The following is a 22064-nucleotide window of genomic DNA, read 5'->3' on the forward strand; positions in this document are numbered from 1 at the left end:
ACGGAATCCTTAGTGAGTCTGTGGCGTGAGGCGCTCGAGCAGCGCTTCCAGCGTGTTGAACCGTTCTTCCGGGCGCTCCATGGGCACCTGGAACTTGAAGAGGGTGGCCCCTTCGAATTTGTACCGATTGGGCTGGCTCTGGATCATCTTGATCAGCACCAGCGGGTCGACGCAGGTATCGGCGGCGAATTCTACCCGGCCTCCCTGGGGCCCGGCATCTACCTTCACTATCCCGAGCTTTTCCGCCTGCAGTTTCAGCAAAGTCAGACGGATCAGGTTCTTCGCCGGCTCTGGCAGCAGGCCGAATCGGTCGATCATTTCCACCTGCAGTTCGCGCAGGCCGTCTTCGTCGGCGGCGTTGGCGATGCGCTTGTAGAGGATCAGGCGGGCGTGGACGTCCGGCAGGTAGTCTTCCGGGATCAGCGCCGGTACGCGCAGGTTGATGTCCGGGCCGCCGCCCAGCGGCTGTTCCAGGTTCGGCTGCTCGCCCTTGCGGATTGCCTTCACCGCGCGTTCGAGCATTTCCATATAGAGGGTGAAGCCCACCGCCTGGATCTGCCCGCTCTGGCCATCGCCGAGCAGTTCGCCGGCGCCGCGGATCTCCAGGTCATGGGTGGCCAGCACGAAGCCGGCGCCGAGGTCCTGGGCGTTGGCGATGGCTTCCAGGCGCTTCTCGGCGTCCGGGGTCATCTGCTTGCGTGGCGGGGTGAGCAGGTAGGCGTAGGCCTGGTGGTGGCTGCGGCCGACCCGGCCGCGCAGTTGGTGCAACTGGGCCAGGCCGAATTTGTCGGCGCGCTCGATGAGGATGGTGTTGGCGCTGGGCACGTCGATGCCGGTCTCGATGATGGTCGAGGCCACCAGCACGTTGAAGCGCTTGTGGTAGAAGTCGCTCATCACCCGTTCCAGGTCGCGCTCGTTCATCTGCCCGTGGCCGATGCCGATGCGCGCTTCGGGAACCAGCTCCGCCAGGTCGCGGGCGCACTTCTCGATGGTCTTCACTTCGTTGTGCAGGAAGTACACCTGGCCGCCGCGCAGCAGTTCGCGCAGCAGGGCTTCCTTGATCACCGACTTCTGCTCTTCCATGACGAAGGTGCGCACGGACAACCGGCGCGCCGGCGGCGTGGCGATGATCGACAGGTCACGCATGCCGGCGACCGCCATGTTCAGGGTGCGCGGGATCGGCGTGGCGGTGAGGGTGAGGATATCCACCTCGCTGCGCAGCGCTTTGAGCTGCTCCTTCTGGCGCACGCCGAAGCGGTGCTCTTCGTCGATGATGACCAGGCCGAGGTTCTTGAACTTCACATCGTCCTGCAACAGTTTGTGGGTGCCGATGACGATGTCGACCTTGCCCTCGGCGAGCTGGCCTACGGCGCCTTCGACTTCCTTGGCGGACTTGAAGCGGCTCATCATCTCGACCGTTACCGGCCAGTCGGCGAAACGGTCGCGGAAGCTGTTGTAGTGCTGTTGGGCGAGGAGGGTGGTGGGCACCAGCACGGCGACCTGCTTGCCGCTGTGCACCGCGACGAAGGCCGCGCGCATGGCCACTTCGGTCTTGCCGAAGCCCACGTCGCCGCAGACCAGGCGGTCCATCGGCTTTTCCGAGAGCATGTCGGCGACCACGGCTTCGATGGCGGTCTGCTGGTCCGGGGTTTCCTCGAAGGGGAAGCCGGCGGAGAAGGTGGCGTAGTCGACCTGCGGGTCCTTGAAGGCATAGCCCTTGCGCGCGGCGCGGCGGGCATAGATGTCGAGCAGTTCGGCGGCGACGTCGCGGACCTGTTCGGCAGCCTTGCGCTTGGCCTTCTGCCAGGTTTCCGAACCCAGCTTGTGCAACGGCGCCAGGGCATCGTCGCTGCCGGTGTAGCGGGCGATCAGGTGCAGGTTGGCCACCGGCACGTAAAGCTTGGCTTCGTCGGCGTATTGCAGGGCGAGGAATTCGGCGTTCTGACCGTCGATCTCCAGGGTGATCAGGCCCATGTAGCGGCCGACGCCGTGGTCGATGTGCACCACCGGCGCGCCTTCACGCAGCTCGGTGAGGTTCTTGATGACGTTCTCGCCACCGTCGCGGGTCTTCTCGCGGCGCCGACGCTGCATGACGCGCTGGCCGAACAGCGGGCTCTCGGCCACCAGGGCGATGCCCGGTTGGCCAATGCCTGCGTCCAGCAGCAGGCCTTCGTCCATCGGTGCGATGGTGATCGCCAGGCGGTCCTTGTGCGCCAGGAAGCCCGGCCAGCCTTCGACCTCGACCGGGCGCAGCTTCAGTCGCGCCAGCAGTTCCAGCAGCACCTCGCGGCGGCCGGCGGACTCGGCGGTGAAGAGGATGCGTCCGTCGAACTGCTCGATGAACTGGCGCAGGCGTGCCAGCGGCTCGGTGGCCTTGGCCTCGATGGCCAGCTCCGGCAGCGGCTCGGCAGGGAAACGCTCGCGTCCGGCGCCGGTCTCGATGGGCTCGGGGCTGACCACCACGCGCGGCCAGTTCTTCAGGCGGGCGAAGCAGTCCTCTACCGGCAGGAAGACTTCAGCGGGCGGCAGCAGCGGGCGCTCCGGGTCGTAGCGGCGGTCTTCGTAGCGGTTGCGTACGTCGGTCCAGAACTGCTCGGCGGCGGTTTCGATGCCCGGCAGGGAGAACACCTGGGTGTCCTGGGGCAGGTAATCGAACAGCGTCGATGTCTCGCCATCTTCGAAGAACAGCGGGATGTAGTACTCGATGCCGGCAGGTGTCAGGCCGCTGGCCAGGTCCTGGTAGATCGGGCAACGGCGGTAGTCGACGTCGAAACGCTCGCGGAAGCGGCCGCGGAAGCCGGTCACTGCTTCCTTGCGCAGCGGGAACTCGCGGGCCGGCAGCAGGCGGATGCTCTCCACCTTATCGATGGAGCGCTGGGTTTCCGGATCGAAGGTACGAAGCGTCTCGATTTCGTCGTCGAACAGGTCGATGCGGTAGGGCAGTTCGCTGCCCATCGGGAACAGGTCGATCAATGCGCCGCGCACGGCGAACTCGCCGTGTTCGTAGACGGTGTCCACACAGCGATAGCCGGCGGCCTCGAAGCGGCTGCGCATCTGCTCGACGTCGAGCTTCTGGCCGACGTCCAGCACCAGGCTGCTGCCAAGCAGGAACTTGGCCGGCGCCAGACGGTGCAAGGCGGTGGTGATGGGCACCACCAGCACGCCGCGGCGCAGTTCGGGCAGTTGATAAAGGGCGGCGACGCGCTGGGAGATGATGTCCTGGTGCGGCGAGAAAACGTCGTAGGGCAGGGTTTCCCAGTCCGGCAGCTGCAGTACCGGCAGGTCTGGCGCAAAGAAGCGCAGCTCCTGCTCCAGGCGCTCGGCGCTCTGGCTGTCGGCGGTCAGCAACAGGGTGAAACGTTTGGCTGGGCCGGCCGCTTCAGCGATGGCCAGGCTCAGGGCGGCCCCGGGGAGGTTGCCCCAGGATTGCTTGCCGGCAGCTGTCGGCAATGTAGGGATACGCAATACGGACACGGGCGTTCGTGGCTCCGGTCGAGGAATTTGACCGGTCGGATTGTAACTATCCCGATTGACGGATGTCAGTCATACGACCGCTGCGGATTGCCGGCGATTGTTCACGCCGTCATAATGTAGCCCCTTTTTTCTTCTCCTACATGTGGAAGGTATTGCCCGTGACCCAGAAGCCCGACCAGTGTCTCGGTGAGTGGATCGATCGTGAAGCCCTCGCGGAAGCCATGATTCCGCTGATCGGCCAACTCTACCGTAACAACAACGTGGTGACCTCGATCTACGGCCGTGGCCTGATCAACCGTTCGGTGATCGCGATCCTCAAAGCGCACCGTTTCGCCCGTCACCGCCTGGCCGAAGAAGGCGGGCTGTCGGTTCACGACACTTTCCCGATCCTCAAGGCGATGAGCGAGCTCAAGCTGGGCGCCGCTTCCGTCGACCTGGGCAAGATGGTTGCCAAGTTCAAGGCCGAAGGTAACGGTCGCAGCATCGAGCAGTTCACCAAGGACGAGCTGGCCGACGTGGTCGGCAAGCAGAACGGCGGCGCTCGCGAAGGCACCGATGTCGTCCTGTACGGCTTCGGTCGTATCGGCCGCCTGCTGGCGCGCATCCTCATCGAGAAGACCGGTGGTGGCGACGGCCTGCGCCTGCGCGCCATCGTCGTCCGCAAGGGCGCCGAGAACGATCTGGTCAAGCGCGCCAGCCTGCTGCGTCGCGACTCCGTGCATGGTCCGTTCGATGGCACCATCACCATCGACGAAGAACACAACACCATCACTGCCAACGGCAACCTGATCCAGGTGATCTACTCCAACGACCCGGCGTCGATCGACTACACCCAGTACGGCATCAAGAAAGCCCTGCTGGTCGACAACACCGGCAAATGGCGTGACGCCGAAGGCCTGGGCCAGCACCTGAAGTGCCCGGGTATCGACCGCGTGATCCTCACCGCTCCGGGCAAGGGCGCGCTGAAGAACGTCGTGCATGGCATCAACCATGGCGATATCACCGCTGACGACAAGATCGTTTCCGCCGCTTCCTGCACCACCAACGCCATCGTGCCGGTGCTGAAAGCCGTCAACGACCAGTACGGCATCGTCAACGGTCACGTCGAAACCGTTCACTCGTTCACCAACGACCAGAACCTGATCGACAACTTCCACAAGGGCAGCCGCCGTGGCCGCGCTGCGCCGCTGAACATGGTGATCACCGAGACTGGCGCCGCGACCGCTGCCGCCAAGGCTCTGCCGGTTCTGAAGGGCAAGCTGACCGGCAACGCCATCCGCGTTCCGACGCCGAACGTCTCCATGGCGATCCTGAACCTGAACCTGGAAAAAGCCACTACCCGCGAAGAGATCAACGAGTACCTGCGCCAGATGGCCATGCACTCGGACCTGCAGAAGCAGATCGACTTCGTTGCTTCCCAGGAAGTGGTCTCCACCGACTTCGTCGGCTCCCGCCATGCGGGCGTCGTCGATGCCGAAGCGACCATCGCCAACGACAACCGCGTCGTTCTGTACGTGTGGTACGACAACGAGTTCGGCTACAGCTGCCAGGTCGTCCGCGTGATGGAAGACATGGCTGGCGTGAACCCGCCGGCTTTCCCGCGCTGATCCAGGCGGTCTAGATAAACGGGAGCTCTCGGGCTCCCGTTTTTCGTTACTGGCTCCACCATAATCATCAATAAAATCTGCCAATTCCTGAACCTGGAAAGACTTCAAATGGATGGACAACATCTGCATGAAGGCGAGCTGAAGCGCGGTCTGAAGAACCGCCACATCCAGCTGATCGCCCTCGGCGGCGCCATCGGTACCGGCCTGTTCCTGGGCTCGGCCGGCGTCCTGCAATCCGCCGGCCCGTCGATGATCCTCGGCTACGCCATCGGCGGCTTCATTGCGTTCCTGATCATGCGTCAGCTGGGCGAGATGATCGTCGAGGAGCCTGTCGCCGGTTCCTTCAGCCACTTCGCGCACAAGTACTGGGGTGGTTTCGCCGGCTTCATGTCGGGCTGGAACTATTGGGTGCTGTACATCCTGGTGGGCATGTCGGAGCTGACCGCGGTCGGCAAGTACATCCAGTTCTGGTGGCCGGACTTCCCGACCTGGGCGACGGCGGCGGCTTTCTTCGTGCTGATCAACGCCATCAACCTGTTCAACGTGAAGGCTTTCGGCGAAACCGAGTTCTGGTTCGCGATCATCAAGGTCGTCGCCATCATCGGCATGATCCTGCTCGGCGTCTGGCTGCTGGTCAGCGGCGCGGGCGGCCCGCAGGCCTCGGTGAGCAACCTGTGGGCCCATGGCGGCTTCTTCCCCAATGGCTGGAAGGGGCTGATCATGGTCCTGGCGATCATCATGTTCTCCTTCGGTGGCCTGGAGCTGGTCGGTATCACCGCCGCCGAAGCCTCCGAGCCGAAGAAAGTGATCCCCAAGGCGATCAACCAGGTCATCTACCGGATCCTGATCTTCTACATCGGCGCCCTGGCCGTGCTGCTCTCGCTGTACCCGTGGGATGCACTGCTGCAGAGCATCAACAGCGCTGGCGACCCCTACAGCGGCAGCCCGTTCGTGAAGGTCTTCTCGCTGCTGGGCAGTGAGTACGCGGCGAACATCCTGAACTTCGTGGTGCTCACCGCCGCGCTGTCGGTCTATAACAGCTGCGTGTACTGCAATAGCCGTATGCTTTACGGCCTGGCCGAGCAGGGCGACGCCCCGCGCGCCTTCGCCAAGGTCGATGACCGTGGCGTACCGCTGCTGGCCATTGGCGTGTCGGCCTTCATCACCCTGGCGTGCGTCGTGGTCAACTACGTGATCCCGCACCAGGCGCTGGAGCTGCTGATGTCCCTGGTGGTCGCCGCGCTGGTGATCAACTGGGCGATGATCAGCCTGGCTCACATCAAGTTCCGCAAGGCCATGGCGGCCAAGGGCGTGCAGCCGTTCTTCCGCGCGCTGTGGTACCCCTTCGGCAACTGGCTGTGCCTGGCCTTCGTGGTGTTCATCCTGGGCATCATGCTGCAGATCCCTGGCATCGACGTGTCGGTGTATGCGATCCCGGTGTGGATCGTGCTGATGGGCGCCTGCTATTTCCTGTTCAAGCGCAAGTCCCCGGCCAAGGCTGACGCCTGAGCCGGTCGGGAAACGGGAGCTTCGGCTCCCGTTTTCTTTTGGTAATGCACCTTTGCCACAGCGGAAACAGTGCAGCGGGGTGCTTGCGGTAGAATGCCCGGCGCCGCGCGCCTGCCGGCTGATGGAGAAGACCTTGTCCCGTGCAAGCCTGTTGATCGTGCTACTGGTCGCGACCTTGACTGGCTGCGGGCAGTCCATCGAACGCTTCGGCGGCCCGACCATGGGCAGCAGCTACACGGTGCAATACGTGCCGACCGGCAAGGCGCCGGACGCTGCGAAGCTCAAGGCGGAGGTCGATACGATTCTGGCCAGCCTCGACGAGCAGTTCTCGACCTACCGCGACAATTCCGTGGTCTCCCGCTTCAATGCCCTGCCGGCCGGCGCCTGTATGGCTTTGTCGGCGGACATGCTCAAGCTCTGGCGCTATGGCGAGGAGTTGTCGCAGCAGAGCGGAGGTGCCTTCGACCTGAGCGTCGAGCCGCTGATGAACCTGTGGGGCTTCGGCCCGCAGTCGCGTCGCGAGCAGGTACCGGCTCCGGCCGATCTGCAGCGTGAACGCACCCGCGTTGGCCATCAGCACCTGCGCCTGCAAGGCGAGCAGCTGTGCAAGGACGTCGACGCGCAGCTGGACTTCGACAGCATCGTCGCCGGTTACGCGGTGGATCAGGTCAGTGCACGGCTGATGGAGTTGGGCCTGACGGATTACCTGGTGGAAATCACCGGCGAGCTCAAGGCCGTGGGCCACAAGCCCGATGGCTCGCCCTGGCGCATCGCCCTGGAAGTCCCTAGTGGCGAACGCGAGCGGCAGGTGGAGCGCTCGGTGGCGCTGGATGGCATCGGGCTCTCCACCTCCGGCGATTACCGCAACTATTTCGAGGAAGGTGGGCAGCGCTATTCGCACACCTTCGACCCGCGCACTGGCGCGCCGGTCCGGCATGCGCTGGCGTCGGTGACCGTGGCGGAAGCCCAGGCCTTGCGTGCCGATGGCCTGTCGACCCTGCTGATGGTGCTGGGGCCGGAGGAGGGCTATACCTTTGCCGAGCGCAACGGGCTGGCAGCTTTCTTCATCGTGCGCCAGGGCGAAGGTTTCGTGACCCGCGCGACGCCGCGCTTCGAAGCGCTGTTCCCGTCGCCTGAATGAAAGCTTCGGCGGGCATGATGGCGGCCCGCAGTGAGGGGCACGGCTTGTAGTGGCGGCAAAATTCGCCTACCTGCCGACCAACCGCTAATGTGCAGCCTTTTGCCGCAGGGCTAAGCTGCGCCAATGATTTCGATCCGCCTCGGCGCATGTGGTGCCGGGGCTTCGCCGGGAGCGCCAAGCGGGCGCCCCGGCCTGTTCTGAAGGAGTACGCATGGCTGTCTACAACTACGACGTGGTGATTCTCGGCACGGGCCCGGCAGGCGAGGGGGCGGCGATGAACGCCTCCAAGTACGGGCGCAAGCTGGCGGTGGTGGACAGCCGTCGCGTGGTCGGCGGCAACTGCACGCACCTGGGCACCATACCGTCCAAGGCGCTGCGTCACTCGGTGAAGCAGATCATCGAGTTCAACACCAACCCGATGTTCCGCCAGATCGGCGAGCCGCGCTGGTTCTCCTTCCCGGACGTACTGAAAAGCGCCGAGCGGGTGATCTCCAAGCAGGTTTCCTCGCGCACCGGCTACTACGCGCGCAACCGCATCGACATGTTCAACGGCACCGCCAGCTTCGTCGATGAGCGCACCGTCGAAGTCGTCACCCCCAGCGGCGCCGTGGAGCGCCTGGTGGCCGACCAGTTCGTCATCGCCACCGGTTCGCGTCCGTATCGCCCATCGGACATCAACTTCAATCACCCGCGCGTCTACGACAGCGACACCATCCTCTCGCTGAGCCACACCCCGCGCCGCCTGATCATCTACGGAGCCGGCGTGATCGGCTGCGAGTACGCCTCGATCTTCAGTGGCCTGGGCGTGCTGGTTGACCTGATCGACACCCGCGACCAGTTGCTGAGCTTCCTCGACGACGAGATCTCCGATGCGCTGAGCTATCACCTGCGCAACAACAACGTGCTGATCCGTCACAACGAGGAATACGAGCGCGTGGAAGGCCTGGACAACGGGGTGATCCTGCACCTGAAGTCCGGCAAGAAGATCAAGGCGGATGCCCTGCTGTGGTGCAACGGCCGTACCGGCAACACCGATCGCCTGGGCCTGGAGAATATCGGCATCAAGGTCAACAGCCGCGGCCAGATCGAGACGGACGAGAACTACCGTACTTCGGTCTCGAACATCTATGCCGCGGGCGACGTGATCGGCTGGCCGAGCCTGGCCAGCGCCGCTTACGACCAGGGCCGTTCCGCCGCCGGCAACATCGTCGAGCACGATGGCTGGCGCTTCGTGAATGACGTGCCGACCGGCATCTATACCATTCCGGAGATCAGCTCCATCGGCAAGAACGAGCAGGAACTGACGGTCGCGAAGATTCCCTACGAGGTAGGCAAGGCCTTCTTCAAGGGCATGGCCCGCGCGCAGATATCCAACGAGCCGGTGGGCATGCTGAAGATTCTGTTCCACCGCGAGACCCTGGAAATCCTCGGCGTGCATTGCTTCGGCGACCAGGCTTCGGAGATCGTCCACATCGGCCAGGCGATCATGAACCAGCCGGGTGAGCTGAACACCCTGAAGTATTTCGTCAACACCACCTTCAACTATCCGACCATGGCCGAAGCCTACCGCGTAGCGGCGTTCGACGGCCTGAACCGGATTTTTTGAAATACCCCGACCGGCGGCCTGAGCCGGTCGGGGGGAACCTGCTCAGCGATTCCCGATCGTGGCAGTGGCCAAACCGGGAAAGTCTGTGATCAGGCTATCCACGCCAAAATCGGCGAGCCGGCGCATCAGGGCCGGCTCGTTGACCGTCCAGACCGACACATGCAGCCCCTGCTTCTGCGCTTTCAGCAGGCGCTCCGGGGTGCACAGCATCCAGTTCAGCGCCAGCAGATCGCAGCCGTAGTGCGCGGCGACCTTCAATGGGTCGAGCCAGGCGTATTCGGCCACCAGCCCGCGTGACAGGTCCGGCGCCAGTTCCTCCAGCGCGCGCAGCACGGTGCGCGAGCTCGATGTCACGGTAATCCGGTCGCGCAGACCGAAACGGCCCACCAACTGGTGGATGGCCTGTACCGTGCGGCTGGCACGATCCTTCGACGCGCTTTTCACTTCCAGCTGCCAGTGTTCGAACTCGCAACGCTCGAACAGCTCCGCCAGGCGCGGGATAGGGCAGGGGCGCAACCAGCCGGGGCCGCCTTCGCGGGCGTCCATGGTCACCAGGTCATCCGCCAGTTGCTCGGACACCTTGCCGCGGCGACCGGTAGTGCGCTTGAGCGTCGGGTCGTGGATGACCATCAGCTCGCCGTCGCGGGACAGGTGCAGGTCCAGCTCACAGCGCTTCACGCCGTGCTCCAGGCAGTGCAGGAAGCTGTTCAGGGTGTTTTCCGGTGCTTCGCCTTTGGCGCCGCGATGGCCATAGATCAGAGTCACTGGGGCTCCTTGGGAGTCGGTGAAAGGTCCTTGAGGTACTGCGAGCGGTGCTGGCGGACAGCATCGACCACCACCCCGCTCTCGAAATAGACGCTGAATTCGCGGTAGTCCCAGCGGGTGATCGGTGGCTTGCCCACTGCCGGGTGTTCCTCGTCCGGCAAGCCGAAGCGTTCCAGCACGGCCTTCTGGCTGTCGCCGCGGTTCGGCAGCACGATATGCGGATCGCCCTGGTCACCCACGGGTATCGAGAGGATATCGGCCGGCAGTGGCAGCGGGGTGACAAGGCTCAACAGGAGCAGCAGGTGGCGCAAGCAGATGCGTTTGTTCATTCTTCGCGGGCCTTGGCCTGCCGGCGCTCCAGTGCCTGGCGCTGGAGGATGTGACGAGCCAGCAGCTGACGCGGGGCGTCGCCGAGCATCTCGAATTCGGTGCCGATCTCGTAGTCGCCCTCGGCTTGCTGTTGGCAGTGGGTGACCTTCGCGCGCAGCAGCAGGCCCAGGCCGTGGGGTAGCAGGACGATCTTCAGCGCCAGGTCCTGGCCGACCGGGAGCGGCTGGGCATCGCGGAAGTTGATGCCGCCTTCGGACAGCGTCACCCGGCGCGCCGGGCCGATCTCGCTGAGCAGGCTCTGGGTGAGCGCCTGGGCGATCAGGTCGATGCGCTTGTTCATCACCTTGAGATAGCTGGCCAGGGGGCGGTCGCGATCGTGAATATGACGCAGCAGGTGCTGCGACTCGAAGTCGGCCAGGTGCAGGTCGCTGAGCAGATTGAACAGCGCGGAATCATCCTGAAGCACTTCTTGCGACTGGATTTCGTCCTCGCGCAGCGGGCGAAATTCCAATGCGAGCGTATCTTCAATACGATAGTATTCGCGGCGGTTATCCGCGTCTGGAGTGGACATGGCGAACCCACGGCGGCAGTGATGGTCTGAGTGTAAAGCCGCCTGCCCGGCCTCGCCACACGGAAGTCGCACGCCAGAAGGATCTGACGCTCGACGCACTCTTCATCTTCTCAATCGGCCCCTCATGTTCAGACCACTTTCCGTCTACATCGGAACGCGCTACACACGCGCCAAACGCCGCAGCCACTTCGTATCCTTCATTTCGCTCACCTCCATGATCGGCCTCGCGCTGGGCGTGGTGGTGATGATCGTGGTGCTTTCCGTGATGAACGGCTTCGACCACGAGATGCGTACCCGCGTGCTGGGCATGGTGCCCCACGCCACGGTCGAGTCCTACCAGCCGATTTCCGACTGGCAAGGCATCGCCGGGCAGATCAAGACGCAGCACCCCAACGTGCTGGAAGTCGCGCCCTTCATCCAGATGCAGGGCCTGCTCAGCTCGGGCGGCACGGTGCAGAAGGTGCTGATCAACGCCGTCGACCCGAACGAGGAGAGCAAGGTTTCGATCATCGACCAGTTCTTCCAGGAAGGGTCGCTGCAGAGCCTCAAACCCGGCGAGTTCGGCATCCTGATCGGCGACAAGGCGGCGAAGAACCTCGGCGTGAAACTGGGCGACAAGGTCACCTTCATCGCTCCGGAAGTCTCGGTCACGCCGGCAGGCATGTTCCCGCGCATGAAGCGCTTCACCGTGGTTGGCACCTTCCACGTCGGCGCCGGCGAGCTGGACGGCTACGTCGCCATGGTCCACATCGACGACGCGGCGCGCATGCGCCGCCTCAAGGAAGGCCAGGTCGAAGGCCTGCGCCTGAAGCTCGACGACCTGTTCCAGGCGCCGCGCACCGCCTGGGAAATCGCCCGCACCCTGAAGGGCAACGACTACTTCGCCCGCGACTGGACCCGCAGCCACGGCAACCTGTACCAGGCCATCCGCATGGAGAAGTCGATGATCGGCCTCTTGTTACTGCTGATCGTCGCGGTCGCCGCGTTCAACATCATTTCCACCCTGGTGATGGTCGTCACCGACAAGAAGGCCGACATCGCCATCCTGCGCACCCTGGGCGCCACGCCGGGGCAGATCATGGCGACCTTCATGGTCCAGGGCACGGTGATCGGCGTCATCGGCACCTTCATCGGCGGCGTGCTGGGCATCCTCGCGGCGCTCAACGTCAGCTCGGCCATCGCTCTGCTGGAGCGGCTGCTGGGCCACAAATTCCTCAACGCGGACGTCTATTTCATCGATTACCTGCCCTCGCAACTGATGAGCGAGGACGTGATCCTGGTGTGCAGCGCCGCGTTGATCCTGAGTTTCTTCGCCACCCTGTATCCGGCCTGGCGTGCGGCGCGCACCCAGCCCGCGGAGGCATTGCGTTATGAGTAACAACGATCAGGCCGTCCTGAGCTGCCGCGACCTCGGCAAGCGTTACGAGGAAGGCCCGCAGTCGGTCGAAGTGCTGTCCAACGTGCAACTGGAACTGCTGCCCGGCGAGCGCGTGGCCATCGTCGGTAGCTCCGGCTCGGGCAAGAGTACCCTGCTGAACATGCTCGGCGGCCTCGATACGCCCAGCACCGGCAGCGTCTGGCTGGCCGGCGAACAGCTGTCGGCGCTCAACGAGAAGCAGCGCGGCCTGCTGCGCAATCGCGCGCTGGGCTTCGTCTACCAGTTCCACCACCTGCTGCCGGAGTTCACCGCGCTGGAGAACGTCTGCATGCCGCTGCTGATCGGCAAGACGCCGATCCCCGAGGCGCGTCAGCGCGCCACGGCGTTGCTGGAACGCGTGGGCCTGGGGCATCGCCTGAGCCACAAACCGTCCGAGCTGTCCGGCGGCGAGCGCCAGCGCGTGGCCATCGCCCGCGCCCTGGTGAACACGCCCAAGCTGGTGCTGCTCGACGAGCCTACCGGCAACCTCGACCAGCACACCGCCCACGGTATCCAGGAGCTGATGCTGGAGCTGTCGCAGTCCCTGCGCACCGCCTTCCTGGTGGTGACCCACGACACCCACCTCGCCCAGCAGATGGACCGTGTGCTGCGCCTGGAGGAGGGCCGGCTGGTCGCCGCCTGAGGGATACCGGAATGTTCAGACCCCTGTCCGTCTTCATCGGCACCCGCTACACCCGGGCCAAGCGACGCAACCACTACATCTCGTTCATTTCCCTGACCTCGATGATCGGCCTCGCCCTGGGCGTGCTGGCAATGATCGTGGTGCTCTCGGTGATGAATGGCTTCCAGAAGGAAATGCGCTCGCGGATCCTCGGCATGGTCCCCCACGCCGTGTTGCAGAAGACCAGCGGTCCGCTGGATGACTGGCAGCATGTGGCCGAGGTGGCGAAGCAGAACCCGAAGATCGTCGGCGCGGTGCCCTACACCGAGGTCGACGGCATGCTCTCCTATAAGGGGATGATGCAGCCCATCGAGGTGGGCGGCGTCGACCCGGCGCTGGAAACCCAGGTGTCGATCATCGGCCAGCACATGGTTCGAGGCAGCCTGGACGACCTCAAGGCTACCGAGTTCGGTGTGGTCATCGGCGAGATCACCGCGCGGCGCTTCCACGTCAATGTCGGCGACAGCCTGCTGCTGATCGTGCCGGAGCCGAGCACGGCGCCCGGCGGAATCACCCCGCGCATGCAGCGCCTGAACGTGGTCGGTATCTTCAAGGTCGGCGCCGAGTTGGACAGCACCCTGGCGCTGATCCATGTGGACGACGCCGCCAGCCTGCTGCGCTGGCAACCGGGCCAGGTACAGAGCGTGCGCATCGCCCTGAAAGACCTGTTCCAGGCGCCGGAAGTCGGTGCGGCCATCGCCAAGCAACTGGGCGACGGCTACCGCTCGGTGGACTGGACCCACACCCAGGGCAGCCTGTTCAGCGCGATGAAGATGGAAAAGACCATGATCGGCCTACTGCTGTTGCTGATCGTTGCGGTCGCCGCCTTCAACATCATCGCCACACTGATCATGGTGGTGGCCGACAAGCGCGCGGATATCGCCATCCTGCGCACCCTGGGCGCCACGCCGAAGCAGATCATGGCGATCTTCATGGTGCAGGGCACGGTGATCGGCCTGATCGGTACCGTCATCGGCTGCGTGCTGGGCGTGCTGGCGGCGTACAACGTCACCGCCATTGTCTCGACCCTGGAGCGCATCGCCGGCACCCACGTGTTCAATTCGGACATCTACTTCATCAACTACCTGCCGTCCGACCCGCAGATCAGCGATATCGTCCTGATCTGCGTCGCCGCGCTGTCGATGAGCTTCCTCGCCACGCTGTACCCGGCCTGGCGCGCGGCCTCGACCCAGCCGGCGGAATCGCTGCGTTACGAGTGATTCACCGGCCCACGAAAAAGCCGCCCCTCGGGGCGGCTTTTTCGTTTCAGGGATCACCCTAGGAGGTGAGCTTGCTCGCGAACAAACCTGTCGACGGCTCCGGGGCTTGGGCGGTTCGCGAGCAGGCTCGCTCCTGCAAGGAAGTGCCTAAAGTCCTTGCTGCAGATTCCGCAGCGCCCGGCGCCGCCGCCAGCTACGGCCGATCCACCAGCGCCAGTACCCCTCGGTGAGCAGGTAACCGAGAAGGCCGACCAGGATGCCGCAGATCACCGAGCCCAGCAGGAAGGGCTGCCAGAGCAGCGACAACTCGCCGCTGATCCATTCCCAGGTCAGGTGCTCGGGCAGGGCGCGCGCGGGGATGCCCATGACCCAGGCGCCCATCTTGTAGGTGCAGTAGAACACCGGCGGCATGGTGATCGGGTTGGTCAGCCAGACCAGCCCGACCGAGATCGGCAGGTTGGCCCGTACCCACACGGCCAACGAGGCGGCCAGCAGCATCTGCAGCGGGATCGGGATGAACGCGGCGAACAGCCCCATGCCCATGGCGCGGGACACGGAGCGGCGATTCAGGTGCCAGAGGTTGGGCGACTGGATCAGCGGTCCGAGAAAGCGCAGGCCCTTGTGGTTCCTGATGCTCTCCGGATCCGGCATGTAGCGCTTGAAGATTCGGCGCGGCATGAAGGAAATCTCTGGCAGACGGACGACGCGACATTATGCCTAGCTAGGTGACAGTCATTCGTTGCCAACTATGTCCGTGTGTAACCGCCGTCGGCCTGTCGGATCGGTAGTCGTGCGAGGCCTCGGTGGCGCTGGGGGATAAAGTCGTTGCCACTTGCAGGGATGTTCGCTGTGGCCCTGGGACTGCTGGCGCTGCGCTGGCTGCCGGCGCTGCCATCTGGTTGGGTGCTGCTGCTTCTCGCACTGTGCGCTTTGCCTCTGTTGTTCACTCGCGGCTACTTCGTCGGGCTGTTCCTGCTCGGCTTCGCCTGGGCCTGCCAATCGGCCCAGTGGGCGCTGGATGACCGGCTGGCGCCGGAGCTGGACGGCCGCACGCTGTGGCTGGAGGGCAGGGTAGAGGGCTTGCCGGATCGTTCGGGGCCTTCAGTGCGCTTCGTGCTCTCCGAGGCTTCCAGCCCGCGCGCGCAGGTTCCGGCAACACTGCGCCTGTCCTGGTTCGGCGGGCCGCCGGTAGAAGGTGGCGAGCGCTGGCGGTTGGCAGTGAAGCTCAAGCGTCCCCACGGCATGGTCAACGGCGTGGGCTTCGATTACGAGGCCTGGCTCACTGCCCAGCGCATCGGCGCCACCGGCAGCGTGAAGGACGGGCAGCGCCTGGAGGCTTCCAGCGGCCCGCGCGCCTGGCGCGAAGCCTGGAGGCAACGCCTGCTGGCAGTGGACGCCCAGGGGCGCTCTGGTGCGCTTGCCGCGCTGGTGCTGGGCGACGCTTCCGGGTTGACCACGGCGGACTGGCAGGTCCTGCAGGACACCGGAACCCTGCACCTGATGGTGATTTCCGGCTCACACATTTCCCTGCTGGCGGGCCTGCTCTACGCCGTCGTGGCGGGGCTGGCGCGCCTGGGCTGCTGGCCATCCCGTCTGCCCTGGTTGCCCTGCGCCTGCCTGCTGGCTGCCAGCGGTGCCTGGGCCTACAGCCTGATGGCGGGCTTCGAGGTGCCGTTGCAGCGCGCGTGCGTGATGGTCTCCATCGTCCTGCTGTGGCGTTTGCGCTATCGCCATCGGGGATTGTGGACGCCGCTGCTGGGCGCTTTGCTAGCCGTGCTGGTGGCTGAGCCCTTGGTGGTGTTGCTGCCGGGGTTCTGGTTGTCCTACGCGGCGGTGGCTTTGCTGATCTTCGGCTTCTCCGGCCGCCTGGGGCGCTGGACGGCCTGGCGCACCTGGCTGCGTGCGCAGTGGCTGATGGCGATCGGGTTGTTGCCGGCGTCCATCGCGCTGGGCCTGCCGCTGAGCATTTCCGGTGTCGCCGCCAACCTGATTGCGGTGCCCTGGGTGGAGCTGGTCGTGGTTCCGCTCGCTCTGTTGGGCAGTCTGGCGCTGGGGGTTCCCGGCGTGGGGGAGTTGCTGCTCTGGGTGTCCGGCGGCCTGCTGGAAATACTGTTTCGTCTGCTCGGATGGATGGCCGAGCTGGCGCCCGCCTGGCAGCCGGTGGCGGCGCCAACCTGGACGCTGATACTGGCGATGCTCGGTGCGCTCCTGCTGCTGGCGCCGGCGGGAGTACCGCTGCGCTCGCTCGGGCTGGCGATGTTCCTGCCGGTGTTCTGGCCGAGCATTCCGCTGCCCGCGCCGGGCATGGCCGAGATCCGCGTACTGGACGTGGGGCAGGGGCTTTCGGTGCTGATCCGTACCCGCAGTCAGAGCTGGCTCTACGACACTGGTGCGCGCAACGGAGATTTCGATATCGGCGAGCGGGTGGTGGTGCCGACCTTGCGGAGTCTTGGCGTCGGCAAGCTCAATCTGCTGATGCTCAGCCATGCGGACAATGACCATGCCGGCGGTGCGTTGGCGGTGAAGCATTCACTCCGGCCTGCGCAGGTTATCAGTGGCGAGCCGGAAAGACTGGCGCCAGAGTTGCAGGCAAGCCCCTGTCGAATCGAGGAATGGAGGGTTGATGACGTACGCCTGTCCAGCTGGACGTGGGCAGGCGCCAGGGAAAGCAACGACCGCTCGTGCGCGCTGGAAGTCGAGGCCAATGGCGAGCGCATCCTGCTCACTGGCGACCTGCCACAATCTGCCGAACTGGCCTGGCTGGCGGCGCATCCGGCCGAGCGCATCGATTGGTTGCTGGCCGGGCACCACGGCAGCCGTAGTTCCTCCGGGCCGGCCTTCCTGCGGGCGATCCGTCCATCCACCGCGATCATCTCGCGCGGTGCCAATAACCCCTACGGCCATCCGCACCCGTCGGTCGTCGAGCGCTTCCGTACGCTGGGCATACGGATTCAGGATACGGCGGAGGAGGGCGCGCTAGTCCTGACCCTAGGTGCCCATGGCGAGCTTGGGGGAGTGCGGGAAGGCGCACATTTCTGGCAGGAAAATTGACCCTGGGGCGGTCGGCTCGTCACGGCCCCTGTGCTAGAGTGGCGCCACTTTTTTTCAGGGGATTCACCACTGTGTGGGAACTGGTCAAAGCTGGCGGCTGGATGATGCTGCCGATCTTGCTGAGCTCCGTCGCTGCCATGGCGATCGTCGCCGAACGTCTCTGGACCTTGCGCTTGAGTCGCGTGGCCCCGCCGCAGTTGCTCGGCCAGGTATGGAAGCAGATCAAGGACAGGAAGATGAACAGCCAGGCCCTCAAGGACCTGCGCGCATCCTCCCCGCTGGGTGAAATCCTCGCCGCCGGCCTGGCCAACTCCAAGCACGGCCGCGAAATCATGAAGGAGTGCATCGAGGAAGCCGCTTCCCGCGTGATCCACGAGCTGGAGCGCTACCTCAACGCCCTGGGCACCATCGCCGCCATGGCGCCGCTGCTCGGCCTGCTGGGCACGGTGTTCGGCATGATCCAGATCTTCAGCGCCTTCATGGGCGATGGCATGGCCAACGCGCCGATGCTCGCCGGCGGCATCTCCAAGGCCCTGATCACCACCGCGGCCGGCCTGATCGTGGCGATCCCCGCAGTATTCTTCCATCGTTACCTGCTGCGCCGCGTCGATGAGCTGGTCATCGCCATGGAGCAGGAAGCCATCAAGCTGGTGGAAGTGACCCAGGGCGACCGCGAAGTCGACTTCGTCGAGGAAGGCAAAGCGTGAAATTCCGCCGCAGAGCGGGCGGAGCGGCCCGCGAGGACGTCTTCATCAACCTGGCGTCGCTGATCGACGTGATCTTCGTGCTGCTGCTGTTCTTCGTGGTCGCCACCTCGTTCACCAAGCCGTCGCAGCTCAAGGTTGAACTGCCCGAGGCGGTCAGCGGCACGCCGCCCGAAGCCACCGAGATCAAGCAGCTGGAAATCTCCATCAGCGTCGAGGGTCACTACGCGCTCAACGGCCAGAGCCTGGCGCGCGACGACCTGGAAAACCTGATGAACGCCATGCAGCGCGAATCCGCCGGCGACAACAGCCTGCCGGTAGTGATCACCGCCGATGGCAAGGTGGACTACCAGTCCGTGGTCACCGCGATGGATGCCGCCGGCAAGCTGGGCTTCACCCACCTGCGCATCACCACCATCGAGTCCCGGGCGGACAAGAAGAGCCCGTGATGGCGTTCTCCGATCGCCTGCTCGACGCCTGGTACAAGGGCCACCCGGCCCTTGCCCTGCTCAGACCGCTCGAACTCCTCTACCGGCGAGTAGCCCAAGGCCGCCGGCAGGACTTCCTCTCCGGCGCCAAGCCGGCCTATCGCGCGCCGGTGCCGATCATCGTGGTCGGCAACATCACCGTCGGCGGCACCGGCAAGACGCCGATGATCCTCTGGCTGATCGAGCAGTGCCGCGCCCGCGGGCTGAAGGTCGGCGTGGTCAGCCGTGGCTATGGCGCCAAGCCGCCGCAGACGCCCTGGCGCGTGCGCGCCGAGCAATCGGCGGCGGAAGCGGGCGACGAGCCGCTGATGATAGTGCGCCGTTGCGGCGTGCCGCTGATGATCGACCCGGATCGCTCCAGCGCAGTGCGCGCACTGTTGGCCGAAGAACCGCTGGACCTGATCCTCTGCGATGACGGCCTGCAGCATTACCGCCTGGCCCGTGACCTGGAACTGGTGCTGATCGACGCTGCGCGCGGCCTCGGCAACGGCCATTGCCTGCCCGCCGGGCCGCTGCGCGAGCCGGTCGAGCGCCTGGGTGAAGTCGACGCCGTGCTGTACAACGGCGCGCCCAGCGATCCGCCCGGGGCGTTCTCCTTCACCCTGCAACCATCAGCCTTGATCAACCTGGCCAGCGGCGAACGCCGTGGCGTCGAGCATTTCCCCGCCGGTCAGGCACTCCATGCCCTGGCCGGCATCGGCAACCCGCGGCGTTTCTTCACGACGCTCGAGGCGCTAAACTGGCGGCCGATTCCGCATCCCTTCCCCGACCATGCGGCCTTTACCGCCGAGCAGCTGCGCTTCACGCCGGAACTGCCGCTGGTCATGACCGAGAAGGATGCGGTGAAATGCCGGTCCTTCGCCGCGCCCGACTGGTGGTACCTCGCCGTCGAAGCGCAGCCCTCGCCGGCCTTCGTCGCCTGGTTCGACGCCCAGCTCGAGCGCCTGGTCGCCCGCTGATCCGCCGTCGTAACCTGCGCTGCCAGCTTTCAATCCTTTCAAGCTCAAGGAACGCACCATGGACCCGAAACTCCTCGATATCCTCGCCTGTCCGCTGTGCAAGGGCCCGCTCAAGCTCACCGACGACAAGTCCGAGCTGATCTGCAAGGCCGACGGCCTGGCCTACCCGGTGCGCGACGGCATCCCGGTGATGCTCGAAGGCGAGGCGCGTACCCTGAACGTCGACGAGCGTCTGGACAAGTAATCCCATGAGCCAGGCCTACACCGTCGTCATTCCCGCCCGCTACGCCTCCACCCGCCTGCCCGGCAAACCACTGCAGGACATCGCCGGCAAACCCATGATCCAGCACGTCTGGGCACAGGCCGGCAAAAGTTCTGCCACCCAGGTGGTGGTCGCCACCGACGACCAGCGCATCTTCGATGCCTGCCAAGGCTTCGGTGCCCAGGTGGTGCTGACCCGCGCCGACCACAACTCCGGCACCGACCGCCTGGCGGAAGTGGCCGATGCGCTGGGCCTGGCCGACGACGCCATCGTAGTCAACGTGCAGGGCGACGAGCCGCTGGTGCCGCCGTCGATCATCGACCAGGTGGCCGCCAATCTTGCGGCACACCCGGAAGCGGGCATCGCCACCCTGTGCGAGGAAATCCATGATCCGGCCGCGCTGTTCAACCCGAACATCGTCAAGGTGGTCAGCGACAAGAACGGCCTGGCCCTGACCTTCAGCCGCGCCACGCTGCCCTGGGCGCGCGATGCCTTCGCCGTGGATCGCGAATCGCTGCCGGCCAACGTGCCCTACCGCCGCCACATCGGCATCTACGCCTATCGCGCGCGCTTCCTGCGTGATTTCGTGGCCTGGGGTCCGTGCTGGCTCGAGGACACCGAATGCCTGGAACAGCTGCGGGCGCTCTGGCATGGCGTGCGCATCCATGTGGCGGACGCCCTGGAAGCGCCGCAGGCCGGCGTCGATACCCCGGAAGACCTGGAGCGCGTGCGGCGCATCCTGGGGGCCTGATGAAGGTCCTGTTCGTCTGCCTGGGCAATATCTGCCGCTCTCCCACCGCCGAAGGCGTGTTCCGCCACAAGGTCCGCGAGGCGGGCCTTGAGGATCGGGTGGAGATCGATTCGGCCGGTACTGGTGACTGGCATGTCGGCAAGGCGCCGGATGCGCGCACCCGTGCCGCGGCGCTGCGCCGTGGTTATGACCTGTCGAGCCTGCGGGCACGACAGGTCAGTGCGGCGGATTTCTCCCGCTACGACCTGGTCCTGGCCATGGACAACGCCAACCTGCGTGACCTGAAGCGATTGCGCGGCAGCAGCGGCAAGGCCGAATTGGACCTGTTCCTGGCTCGCTACGAGCTGGAAATCGACGAAGTCCCCGATCCGTACTATGGCGGCGAGGATGGTTTCGAGCAGGTGTTGGACCTGGTGGAAAGGGCCTGCGACGGCCTGCTGACGGAAGTGAAGGGGCGACTGTGACGCTGCAACTGCAAGAACGCATTTCCCTCAAGCCCTACAACACCTTCGGCGTCGATGTCGCGGCACGCTGGTTTGCCCAGGCCCATGACGACGCCGAGGTGCGCGAAGGCATTGCTGCGGCGGTGCGGAAGGGGCTGCCGTTGATGGTCATCGGTGGCGGCAGCAACCTGCTGCTGACCCGTGACGTCGAGGCGCTGGCGCTGCGCATGGCTTCCCGCGGCGTTCGCGTCCTCAGTGATGATGGCGAGCGGGTGGTGGTCGAGGCAGAGGCCGGCGAGGTGTGGGACGGCTTCGTGCGCTGGACCCTGTCCCAGGGCTTCGCTGGGCTGGAAAACCTCAGCCTGATTCCGGGTACCGTGGGCGCTGCGCCCATGCAGAACATCGGCGCCTATGGGGTGGAGCTCAAGGATGTGTTCGCCGGCCTGACCGCGCTGGACCGCCAGACGGGCGAGCTGCGCGAGTTCGACCTGGAGGACTGCGCCTTCGCCTACCGGGAAAGTCGCTTCAAGCGCGAGCCCGGTCGCTGGCTGATCCTGCGTGTGCGCTTCGCCTTGAGCCGTGTGGCAAAACTGCACCTGGACTACGGTCCTGTGCGCCAGCGCCTGGCGGAGGAGGGCGTGACCGAACCGACGGCGGCCGACGTCTCGCGGGTGATCTGCGCGATTCGTCGCGAAAAGCTCCCGGACCCTGCTGTGCTGGGCAATGCCGGCAGCTTCTTCAAGAATCCGGTAGTGTCCGCGGATCAGGCAGTGGCGCTGCGTCAGCGCTACAGCGACCTGGTGGCCTACCCGCAGGGTGACGGCCAGAGCAAGCTGGCTGCTGGCTGGCTGATCGACAAGGCTGGCTGGAAGGGCTTCCGCGAGGGTGCTGCTGGTGTCCACGCGCAGCAGGCGCTGGTCCTGGTCAACTACGGTGGCGCTACCGGGTCGCAGTTGCATGATCTGGCGCTGCGTATCCGGGATGACATCCAGCAGCGCTTTGGCGTGGAGCTGGAGATGGAGCCGAATCTCTACTGAGGTTGCTTCAGATGGAAAAAGGGATGCTTCGGCATCCCTTTTTTGTG

At 65.1% G+C, this 22064-nt stretch carries 20 protein-coding genes; 15 read left to right on the forward strand and 5 right to left on the reverse strand.

Translation table 11 applies throughout. From position 1 onward, the window contains the following. Positions 1–9: 9 nt before the first annotated feature. Positions 10–3474, reverse strand: coding sequence for a transcription-repair coupling factor (mfd, locus tag A9513_RS12240; RefSeq protein WP_065084894.1), 3465 nt, complete (start codon positions 3472–3474; stop codon positions 10–12). A gap of 140 nt (positions 3475–3614) precedes the next feature. Here mfd and A9513_RS12245 point away from each other — a divergent pair, with 140 nt between their 5' ends. The 4 genes from A9513_RS12245 to sthA all read left to right on the forward strand — a co-directional run bounded on the left by A9513_RS12245 (position 3615) and on the right by sthA (position 9337). Continuing rightward, on the forward strand, positions 3615–5081 hold the full coding sequence (locus A9513_RS12245; protein WP_037007634.1) for a glyceraldehyde-3-phosphate dehydrogenase: 1467 nt from the start codon (positions 3615–3617) through the stop codon (positions 5079–5081). A gap of 108 nt (positions 5082–5189) precedes the next feature. Next, positions 5190–6590, forward strand: coding sequence for an amino acid permease (locus tag A9513_RS12250; protein WP_065084895.1), 1401 nt, complete (start codon positions 5190–5192; stop codon positions 6588–6590). Positions 6591–6711: 121 nt separating this feature from the next. Further along, positions 6712–7731 carry an FAD:protein FMN transferase gene (locus tag A9513_RS12255; RefSeq protein WP_065084896.1) on the forward strand — a complete coding sequence of 340 codons (1020 nt, stop codon included), beginning with the start codon at positions 6712–6714 and terminating at the stop codon, positions 7729–7731. A 211-nt stretch (positions 7732–7942) separates the two neighbouring features. Next, positions 7943–9337 carry a Si-specific NAD(P)(+) transhydrogenase gene (gene sthA, locus A9513_RS12260; RefSeq protein WP_024766684.1) on the forward strand — a complete coding sequence of 465 codons (1395 nt, stop codon included), beginning with the start codon at positions 7943–7945 and terminating at the stop codon, positions 9335–9337. Positions 9338–9379: 42 nt separating this feature from the next. On the opposite strand, the gene A9513_RS12265 is transcribed toward sthA, so the two are convergent. Genes A9513_RS12265 through A9513_RS12275 form a run of 3 tightly spaced genes read right to left on the reverse strand, consistent with a single transcriptional unit; the run spans position 9380 to position 11003 of the window. Then, entirely contained in the window at positions 9380–10102 is a 723-nt protein-coding gene (locus A9513_RS12265) for a glycerophosphodiester phosphodiesterase (RefSeq protein WP_024766683.1), read from the reverse strand. Then, the gene (locus A9513_RS12270) at positions 10099–10413 is read right to left on the reverse strand and encodes a hypothetical protein (protein WP_024766682.1); all 315 of its coding nucleotides are present in this window, start codon (positions 10411–10413) and stop codon (positions 10099–10101) included. The genes A9513_RS12265 and A9513_RS12270 overlap by 4 nt, the downstream gene beginning before the upstream one ends. Before the next feature lie 14 nt (positions 10414–10427). After that, a complete protein-coding gene (locus A9513_RS12275; protein WP_024766681.1) occupies positions 10428–11003 on the reverse strand; it encodes a PilZ domain-containing protein in 576 nt (191 codons plus the stop codon). A gap of 124 nt (positions 11004–11127) precedes the next feature. Between A9513_RS12275 and A9513_RS12280 the strand changes: the two genes are divergently transcribed. Genes A9513_RS12280 through A9513_RS12290 form a run of 3 tightly spaced genes read left to right on the forward strand, consistent with a single transcriptional unit; the run spans position 11128 to position 14322 of the window. Then, positions 11128–12381, forward strand: a complete 1254-nt coding sequence (locus tag A9513_RS12280; protein ID WP_065084897.1) for a lipoprotein-releasing ABC transporter permease subunit — start codon at positions 11128–11130, stop codon at positions 12379–12381. Continuing rightward, positions 12374–13063: a lipoprotein-releasing ABC transporter ATP-binding protein LolD gene (lolD, locus tag A9513_RS12285; RefSeq protein WP_024766679.1), complete on the forward strand. Its 690-nt coding sequence runs from the start codon at positions 12374–12376 to the stop codon at positions 13061–13063. The genes A9513_RS12280 and lolD overlap by 8 nt, the downstream gene beginning before the upstream one ends. An 11-nt stretch (positions 13064–13074) precedes the next feature. After that, positions 13075–14322, forward strand: coding sequence for a lipoprotein-releasing ABC transporter permease subunit (locus tag A9513_RS12290; protein ID WP_065084898.1), 1248 nt, complete (start codon positions 13075–13077; stop codon positions 14320–14322). 147 nt (positions 14323–14469) lie between these two features. Here A9513_RS12290 and A9513_RS12295 read toward each other — a convergent pair whose 3' ends face one another. After that, complete coding sequence (locus A9513_RS12295; protein ID WP_065084899.1) at positions 14470–15000, reverse strand: DUF2062 domain-containing protein; 531 nt, start codon at positions 14998–15000, stop codon at positions 14470–14472. A 162-nt stretch (positions 15001–15162) separates the two neighbouring features. On the opposite strand from A9513_RS12295, the gene A9513_RS12300 reads away from it, so the two are divergent. The 8 genes from A9513_RS12300 (at position 15163) to murB (ending at position 22017) form a co-directional block, all read left to right on the forward strand. Then, positions 15163–17373, forward strand: coding sequence for a DNA internalization-related competence protein ComEC/Rec2 (locus A9513_RS12300; protein WP_065084900.1), 2211 nt, complete (start codon positions 15163–15165; stop codon positions 17371–17373). 71 nt (positions 17374–17444) lie between these two features. Continuing rightward, the gene (locus A9513_RS12305) at positions 17445–18080 is read left to right on the forward strand and encodes a MotA/TolQ/ExbB proton channel family protein (RefSeq protein WP_024766675.1); all 636 of its coding nucleotides are present in this window, start codon (positions 17445–17447) and stop codon (positions 18078–18080) included. Next, complete coding sequence (locus A9513_RS12310; RefSeq protein WP_024766674.1) at positions 18077–18526, forward strand: biopolymer transporter ExbD; 450 nt, start codon at positions 18077–18079, stop codon at positions 18524–18526. The genes A9513_RS12305 and A9513_RS12310 overlap by 4 nt, the downstream gene beginning before the upstream one ends. Next, complete coding sequence (gene lpxK / locus A9513_RS12315) at positions 18526–19524, forward strand: tetraacyldisaccharide 4'-kinase (RefSeq protein WP_065084901.1); 999 nt, start codon at positions 18526–18528, stop codon at positions 19522–19524. The genes A9513_RS12310 and lpxK overlap by 1 nt, the downstream gene beginning before the upstream one ends. Before the next feature lie 58 nt (positions 19525–19582). Then, complete coding sequence (locus A9513_RS12320) at positions 19583–19768, forward strand: Trm112 family protein (protein ID WP_009621404.1); 186 nt, start codon at positions 19583–19585, stop codon at positions 19766–19768. 4 nt (positions 19769–19772) lie between these two features. Next, positions 19773–20537: a 3-deoxy-manno-octulosonate cytidylyltransferase gene (gene kdsB / locus A9513_RS12325; RefSeq protein ID WP_065084902.1), complete on the forward strand. Its 765-nt coding sequence runs from the start codon at positions 19773–19775 to the stop codon at positions 20535–20537. After that, entirely contained in the window at positions 20537–21001 is a 465-nt protein-coding gene (locus A9513_RS12330) for a low molecular weight protein-tyrosine-phosphatase (protein ID WP_024766673.1), read from the forward strand. The genes kdsB and A9513_RS12330 overlap by 1 nt, the downstream gene beginning before the upstream one ends. Then, complete coding sequence (gene murB, locus A9513_RS12335; RefSeq protein ID WP_038803719.1) at positions 20998–22017, forward strand: UDP-N-acetylmuramate dehydrogenase; 1020 nt, start codon at positions 20998–21000, stop codon at positions 22015–22017. The genes A9513_RS12330 and murB overlap by 4 nt, the downstream gene beginning before the upstream one ends. Positions 22018–22064 lie beyond the last annotated feature (47 nt).

Source organism: Pseudomonas sp. AU12215 (assembly GCF_001675465.2).
GTDB classification, from domain to species: Bacteria; Pseudomonadota; Gammaproteobacteria; order Pseudomonadales; family Pseudomonadaceae; genus Pseudomonas; species Pseudomonas nitroreducens.

Bases quoted from the DNA above. Each gene is read 5' to 3' on its own strand.
- A9513_RS12275 (WP_024766681.1), bottom strand. From the start codon at position 11,003: ATGTCCACTCCAGACGCGGATAACCGCCGCGAATACTATCGTATTGAA.
- lpxK (WP_065084901.1), top strand. From the start codon at position 18,526: ATGGCGTTCTCCGATCGCCTGCTCGACGCCTGGTACAAGGGCCACCCG.
- A9513_RS12300 (WP_065084900.1), top strand. From the start codon at position 15,163: ATGTTCGCTGTGGCCCTGGGACTGCTGGCGCTGCGCTGGCTGCCGGCG.
- A9513_RS12255 (WP_065084896.1), top strand. From the start codon at position 6,712: ATGGAGAAGACCTTGTCCCGTGCAAGCCTGTTGATCGTGCTACTGGTC.
- A9513_RS12250 (WP_065084895.1), top strand. From the start codon at position 5,190: ATGGATGGACAACATCTGCATGAAGGCGAGCTGAAGCGCGGTCTGAAG.
- kdsB (WP_065084902.1), top strand. From the start codon at position 19,773: ATGAGCCAGGCCTACACCGTCGTCATTCCCGCCCGCTACGCCTCCACC.
- A9513_RS12290 (WP_065084898.1), top strand. From the start codon at position 13,075: ATGTTCAGACCCCTGTCCGTCTTCATCGGCACCCGCTACACCCGGGCC.
- A9513_RS12245 (WP_037007634.1), top strand. From the start codon at position 3,615: ATGTGGAAGGTATTGCCCGTGACCCAGAAGCCCGACCAGTGTCTCGGT.
- sthA (WP_024766684.1), top strand. From the start codon at position 7,943: ATGGCTGTCTACAACTACGACGTGGTGATTCTCGGCACGGGCCCGGCA.
- A9513_RS12280 (WP_065084897.1), top strand. From the start codon at position 11,128: ATGTTCAGACCACTTTCCGTCTACATCGGAACGCGCTACACACGCGCC.
- A9513_RS12330 (WP_024766673.1), top strand. From the start codon at position 20,537: ATGAAGGTCCTGTTCGTCTGCCTGGGCAATATCTGCCGCTCTCCCACC.
- A9513_RS12320 (WP_009621404.1), top strand. From the start codon at position 19,583: ATGGACCCGAAACTCCTCGATATCCTCGCCTGTCCGCTGTGCAAGGGC.
- lolD (WP_024766679.1), top strand. From the start codon at position 12,374: ATGAGTAACAACGATCAGGCCGTCCTGAGCTGCCGCGACCTCGGCAAG.
- A9513_RS12295 (WP_065084899.1), bottom strand. From the start codon at position 15,000: ATGCCGCGCCGAATCTTCAAGCGCTACATGCCGGATCCGGAGAGCATC.